The 6,002-nt window shown below is 70.0% G+C and carries 7 protein-coding genes; 2 read left to right on the forward strand and 5 right to left on the reverse strand.

The features are described from left to right. Positions 1-180 (forward strand): hypothetical protein (locus VF794_RS41460; protein ID WP_331119551.1); only part of this gene is annotated, 180 nt, incomplete at its 5' end. 7 nt (positions 181-187) lie between these two features. Here the strand turns inward: VF794_RS41460 and nadD are convergent. Genes nadD through VF794_RS41485 form a run of 5 tightly spaced genes read right to left on the reverse strand, consistent with a single transcriptional unit; the run spans position 188 to position 4,658 of the window. After that, the gene (gene nadD / locus VF794_RS41465) at positions 188-748 is read right to left on the reverse strand and encodes a nicotinate (nicotinamide) nucleotide adenylyltransferase (RefSeq protein WP_331119553.1); all 561 of its coding nucleotides are present in this window, start codon (positions 746-748) and stop codon (positions 188-190) included. After that, on the reverse strand, positions 745-1,428 hold the full coding sequence (locus tag VF794_RS41470) for a hypothetical protein (protein WP_331119555.1): 684 nt from the start codon (positions 1,426-1,428) through the stop codon (positions 745-747). The genes nadD and VF794_RS41470 overlap by 4 nt, the downstream gene beginning before the upstream one ends. Then, positions 1,425-2,618 (reverse strand): DUF1343 domain-containing protein, encoded by a 1,194-nt coding sequence (locus VF794_RS41475; protein WP_331119557.1) that lies wholly within the window; start codon positions 2,616-2,618, stop codon positions 1,425-1,427. The genes VF794_RS41470 and VF794_RS41475 overlap by 4 nt, the downstream gene beginning before the upstream one ends. A 27-nt stretch (positions 2,619-2,645) precedes the next feature. Further along, entirely contained in the window at positions 2,646-3,899 is a 1,254-nt protein-coding gene (locus tag VF794_RS41480) for an adenylate/guanylate cyclase domain-containing protein (RefSeq protein WP_331119559.1), read from the reverse strand. A 60-nt stretch (positions 3,900-3,959) separates the two neighbouring features. Further along, entirely contained in the window at positions 3,960-4,658 is a 699-nt protein-coding gene (locus tag VF794_RS41485; protein ID WP_331119561.1) for a tetratricopeptide repeat protein, read from the reverse strand. An 86-nt stretch (positions 4,659-4,744) separates the two neighbouring features. Here VF794_RS41485 and VF794_RS41490 point away from each other — a divergent pair. Next, positions 4,745-6,002 (forward strand): MutS-related protein (locus VF794_RS41490; RefSeq protein ID WP_414641028.1); only part of this gene is annotated, 1,258 nt, incomplete at its 3' end.

The raw sequence follows: 6,002 nt of genomic DNA on the forward strand, positions 1-6,002 counted from the left end.
CTCACCGGCGCGCTGGACGGCTGCGTCAGCACGCGCCTCTTCGACTCGGTGCGCCCGGAGAACTTCCGCAAGGGCCTGCGCACCGAGCGCATCCAGGGCGCCGGGCACTTCCTGCACCAGGAGAAGCCGGCCGAGGTCAACCGGCTCCTCGTGGAGTGGCTCGGCCAGCACCGGGGCTGAGCCCGGCTCACAGTCCGTACAGGTGGTGCTCGCGGGCGTAGGCGAGCACCGTGCCCGGCACGAGGTCCGAGGGCAGCTCGCCCCGGGCCAGTCGCTCGCGAATCTCCGTGGAGGAGACCAGCGCGAGCGGCGGCCCCACGGCCCGGTCGGCCGGATAGCCCGCGCGGTGCAGCACCAGCACGCGCGCCATCCGCTCAATCCGGTCGAAGTCCTTCCAGCTCGGCAAGTCCTTGAGGATGTCCGAGCCGATGATGAGCGAGAACTGGTGCTCCGGGTGGCGCGCGCGCAGGAAGTCCAGCGTGTCCACCGTGCGCCCGTCCTTGCCCACCTCGCTCTCCACCCGCGAGGCCTTCATCCACCCGGCGGCGTCCTGGCACAGCAGCTCGCACATGCGCACGCGCTGCTCGAAGGGCGCCGTCACCTTGCCGAAGGGATGGCGGAACGTGGGCATGAGCCACACCTCGTCCACGCCCTGGGTGGCACGCACGTAGTGGGCGGCCAGCAGGTGGCCGACATGCGGCGGGTTGAACGAGCCTCCGAGGAGCGCGACCTGCACGGGGAGCCTCACTTGAGGGTCAGCTTCGACCGACGATCCAGCAGCAACTGCTGCCGCTCCACGACGACCTTCCCGTCCAGTTGGAAGGCGGAGAAGCTCAAGGTGCGATCCTCGCGCTCCAGCAGGGCGCACGTCTGCTCCGCGGCCCCGGCCAGCCGGCCCGGGGAGAGGAAGTAGCGCGGGCCGATCTGCACCAGCTTGGGCTCGGACTCCTTGCCATGGATGAAGACGAGCGCGTTGACCAGGTCATCCCGGTTCAGGTCGTTCTTGTCGTGGACGAGGCAGCACAGCGTGTCGCCCACCATGTCCAGCATCTTCCGGGGGATGGCCGGATCCCGGTACTGGAGCGAGTCGCGCTCCGGCGTGCGCAGGAAGTGCTCGCGCACGAGCAGCGGATCCGCGTCCAGCTCCTTGAGCTCGTCAAGGCTCACGGAGAGCGAGCGCGGGCGGGGCTTCTGCTCGGTCACGGCCAGCCAGCGAGCCACGTCCTGGATGAAGTCCGCCCCCGAGTACTCGCGGCCCCCTCGGCTGCGCTCGCGGCGATCCAGGATCCACTCGTCCAGGTCGGTGTAGCGACCGCCCAGGAAGATGAAGCGCTGGGCGCCCTTGCCCCGCAGCAGCTCATAGGCCGCGTCGAAGGCGGCCAGATCTCCATGGCTGTCGGACAGCAGTCCGATGACGTCTTGGCTCACGACCCTTGAGCGTACAGCAGGTGACGCTCCCTCCGCTTGGCGAAGTCCCGGGCCTGGGTGTCGAAACCCTCCATCAGCCGGTCCAGGGGCCAGCCGGCTTCGATTCCCTTGCGCACCTGGTCCGTGCCGCAGAGCAGATCGAAGGCGGGCACGTCATCCACGAACTCGTAGGCGTCTTCACGCCAGCCGAACTTTCCGTCCTGCCCCAACTCGTAGAGGGCCTGGAAGATGGCCAGACCCGTACGCAGGGGGAGGAAGGCGTCACGGTCGGTGACGTGGATGAAGGCGCCGTTGCAGGACTCGCCCTTGTACTTGTCGAAGGTGGGGGTGAAGCCCACGGCGCGGAAGGCGACGCCAGGGAGTTTCTCACGTTCCAAGCGAGCGAGAAGCGCGTCGGTGTCCACCCAGGGGGCGCCGAACTGCTCGAAGGGGCGGCAGGTGCCACGGCCCTCGGAGACGTTGGTGCCCTCGCCCTGGCACATGCCCGGGTAGACGAGCGCCGTGTCCGGGGTGGGCATGTTGGGCGAGGGCGAGATGAAGGGCAGCCCGGTGTCGGACCAGAAGTGCTCGCGGCGCCAGCCCTCCATGGGCACCACCGTCAGGTCGCACCCGAAGCCCTGCTCCTCATTGAAGAGCCGGGCCAGCTCGCCGGCCGTCATGCCGTGCCGGTTGGGGATGTCGTACAGCCCCACGAAGGAGCGGTAGCGCTCGCCCACGTGGTTTCCCTCGACGGTGACACCGTTGAGCGGGTTGGGCCTGTCCAACACGTAGAAGGGCACCTTCGCCTTGCCGGCGGCCTTCATGGCCAGGGCCATGGTGTAGACGTAGGTGTAGTAGCGGCTGCCCACGTCCTGGATGTCGAAGACGAGCGCCTCCAGTCCCTCCAGCCACTCGGGGCGGGGCGAGAGCGACTCGAAGGTGGAGCCGTAGAGGCTGTGCACGGGGGCCCCCGTGCGCCGGTCGCGCATCTCGTCCACGGCGACCATGTACTGGGCCTCGCCGCGGATACCGTGCTCGGGGCCGAAGAGCGCCGACAGCTTCACCCCGGGCGTGCTGGCCAGCAGGTCCGCCAGGTGGCGGAACCGCGAGTCCACGCTGGTGGGGTTGACGATGGCGCCCACCCGCTTGCCCTTCAGCGGCGCGAAACCCTGCTCCACCCAGACATCCAGTCCCGTCTTCACCCGTCTCACATGGACCCCCGTGGTCACAGCGTCCTCTCAGCGTCCAAGCTTCTCCAGGGCCTTGCGGGCCGCCGCCCTCGAGTCGCACCCGAAGAAGCCAGACTCCTCACCCGGACCCCCATCCTCGGCCAGGTCCTCCAGCTTCCCGCGCGCCGACGCCACCCGCAGCTCGCCGAGCACCCCCGCGGCATGGCGGCGCGCGGAGCAGCTCTCGTGCTCCAGCAGCTCGATGAGCCGATCCTCCGCGTCCCCGTGCTGGGCCCTCGCCGCGGTGCGGTAATGGTCCGTCGCCCGGTCGAAGTCACCGGCCGCCTCGGCCAGTTGCCCGGACAGCCAGGAGCGCTCGACCGGATCCTTCTCCTCGCTGATGAGGCGCCGGGCCTTCTCCGTCGCCTCCTTCTTCTCCTCGCGGGAGGAGGTCTTGGCCACCTTCTCGATGGCGTTCTCCGCCGCGCTGTCGCCCAACACCACGACCCCCAGGCCGAGCACCAGCGCCAACATCCCCCCCCCCAGCATGAGCGGTCGCGAGACGGAGGGCGTGGACCGACCGGCGCTCACCGACTGGAGGGCCGTGCGGGTGCGCGCCATGAGCTGCCCGCCCAGGGTGGCCGCGCGGCTGCCCAGGGCGGCCGCGGTGGCGGCGAGATCCGGCCCCGTCGCCAGCGCCGACTCGGGAATGCGCGAGAGCGCCAGGTTGGCGAAGGGCGGCTGCTCCTGCGTGTCCGAGGACTCGGACCCGGGCACCAGATGCACCACGGAGGGAGCCTCCACGCGGTAGGGGGCGCGGGGCACGTGGAAGACGCGGATCTTCCCGGGGATGCCCTTGAGCTCGAAGGAGCCCACCTCCTGCGAGGGCACCTCGGCCTTGTTCATGGCGAGGTAGACGGCCTCGGTGAAGTACACCTCACCGGCCTCGGCGATGGACTCCACGCGGGAGGCGATGTTGACGGGCTCGCCGAAGATGTCGTTGGACTCCAGCCGCACCTCGCCCACGTTGATGGCGACGCGCACGTCGAGCCGCTCCGCGTCGGGGGCGGTGCGGTTGTACTGCCAGAGCCGATCCTGGATGGCCATGCCACTGAGGACGGCCTGGGTGGGCGACTCGAAGGTGACGAGGAAGGCATCCCCGATGGACTTGATGATGCGTCCCCCGAAGGCCTTGAAGACGGGGGCGAGGAGGTTGTGGTGCGCCTTGAGCAGACGCTGGTTCTCCTCGAGCGTCTGCTGGCTGGTGCGCTCGGTGAAACCCTTGATGTCGGTGAAAACGATGGCGAGGTTGGCGGTCTTCAAGGCGGGCGCAGTGTATGCAGTGGGGCTGGCGGTGCAATCGCACCGACAGCGAAAGGTTCCCTACCGACGGGACGGACGCAGGGGGCGCATCTTCTTCGGAGGAGCGGGAGGCTCCAGGCTGGCCCGTAGCTTACTGGCGAGTCGAGGCCGCCCGGTGCGCTCGTAGAACCCGGCCAGCTGGCGGACGACCAGGGCATTGCCTGGCTGCTCGCCGTGGAGAAGGGTCAGCTCCCGCTCGGCATCCTCCACGCGGCCCTGCTCCTCCAGGACCCGGGCGAGCTGCAGGCGCACTTGAGCCCACTCGGGGTGGGAGCGGCTGAGAAAGCGGTAGTGCAGTTCGGCCTTGAGCCAGTCGCCCAGGGAGGCCCAGAGGCCGGCGAGCCGGAAGCGGGCGTCCTCGTAAGAGGTTCTATACATCACGGCCAACTCATAGGAGTGGGCCGCTCGCAGGGGTTGCCCCCGCTCTTCCCAGAGGAGCCCGCGCAGGTAGTGGACGCGAGGGTTCTCCGGGGCCAGGGCGGCGGCGACGTCCAGGTAGGTTTCGACCCGGTCCAGGTCCTGACCCAGCTTCAGCAGCAACCGCGCCGCCTCCACCCGAGGGAGGGGCTGGGCGGGCCAGGCACGCACCACGGCCTCGACTGCCTCCAGGGCGCCCGCGCTGTCGCCCTCGGCCTCCCGGGCCAGGGCCGCCGTCAGATCCCCGGAAGCCGGTGCGTCCATGGTCGCCGCGAGCGTGCCCGCTACCAGGAGCCAGAGCATGGCCGGCTGATAGCAGAGCGGCACCCGCCGCCACAACACAACGCGTACTTCCTCTTGACGGCCGTCCGGCCGCGCATGAAACACCCATGACCGTGCAGATTGCTCAGAGAACGCTCGAGGACCTTGGCTTCGCGGAAGTGCTCCGCGCATTGGCCCACCGCTGTCGGACCGAAACCGGGAGGGAGCGCGCGCTCGCCCGACCGTTCCTCGATACCGAGGATGCAGTAGCAGAGGCCCTGGAGCTCGTCGCCGAGGCGCGGCGGCTGGCCCAGGAGCAGTTCTCCCTGCCGCTCGGCGGGGTGACGGATCTGCGCTCCGCGATGGAACTTGCCTCCAAGGGGGGCCTGCTGGAGCCCCGGCAGCTCATCGCGGCGGCGCAGCTGCTGTTCGCCTTCGTCCGCACCCGCGAGGCGCTGGAGGAGCGGCAGCACGTGGTGCCCCGGCTGGCGGCCATCTCCCGGCGGCTGCCACTGCTGGAGCCGCTGGCGGTGCGCATCGACCGGAGCTTCGAGGCGGACGGGGAGATCTCCGACCGGGCGAGCCCGGAGCTGCGCGAGGCGAGGGATCGGGTGCGCGGGCTGCACCGGCGCATCAAGAGCCAGCTGGAGGAGATGCTCCACGACGAGGGCTTCCTGCCGAAGCTGCGGGAGAACTACTACACCATCCGCAATGGCCGGTACGTGGTGCCCGTGGTGTCCAACTACCGCGGGGAGGTGCCGGGCATCGTCCACAACGCGAGCCAGACGGGCCAGACGCTCTTCGTCGAGCCCGAGGCGATGGTGGGGATGGGCAACGACCTGGCCATCGCCCAGTCGGTGGTGGCGGAGGAGGAGCGGCGCATCCTCCAGGAGCTGACGAACCAGCTCGGGCGGGAGGCGGACAAGGCGCTCGAGGGCATCGCGGCGGTGGCGGAGCTGGACGAGGCGGAGGCGACGGCGGTACTGGCGGGAGACCTGCGGGCCTACACGCCCGAGTTCGCCGGGGTGGAGGATCTGACGCTGCTGCGGCTGCGGCACCCGCGACTGGTGCTGAGGGACACCGAGGTGGTGCCCAACGACGTGGAGATGAAGGGCCAGGCGCGGGCGCTGGTGGTGTCGGGTCCGAACGCGGGCGGCAAGACGGTGACGCTGACGGCGGGGGGCTTGTGCGCGCTGATGCTGCGCGCGGGCCTGCCCATCCCCGCGGGCGAGGGCTCGCGGATGCCGCTGTACCACACGGTGCACTCCACGGTGGGCGACGCGCAGGACCTGTCGCAGGGCCTGTCGACGTTCAGCGCGCACGTGGCGCGCCTGCGTGACATCACCCTCGCGGTGGCGAAGAACTCGCTCGTGCTCATCGACGAGA

The organism is Archangium sp., from assembly GCF_036389735.1.
Classification (GTDB): Bacteria; Myxococcota; Myxococcia; order Myxococcales; family Myxococcaceae; genus Archangium.

What these genes read in the sequence shown, in the direction of transcription:
- VF794_RS41485 (WP_331119561.1), bottom strand. Translation starts at nt 4,658, where the DNA reads ATGCTCTGGCTCCTGGTAGCGGGCACGCTCGCGGCGACCATGGACGCA.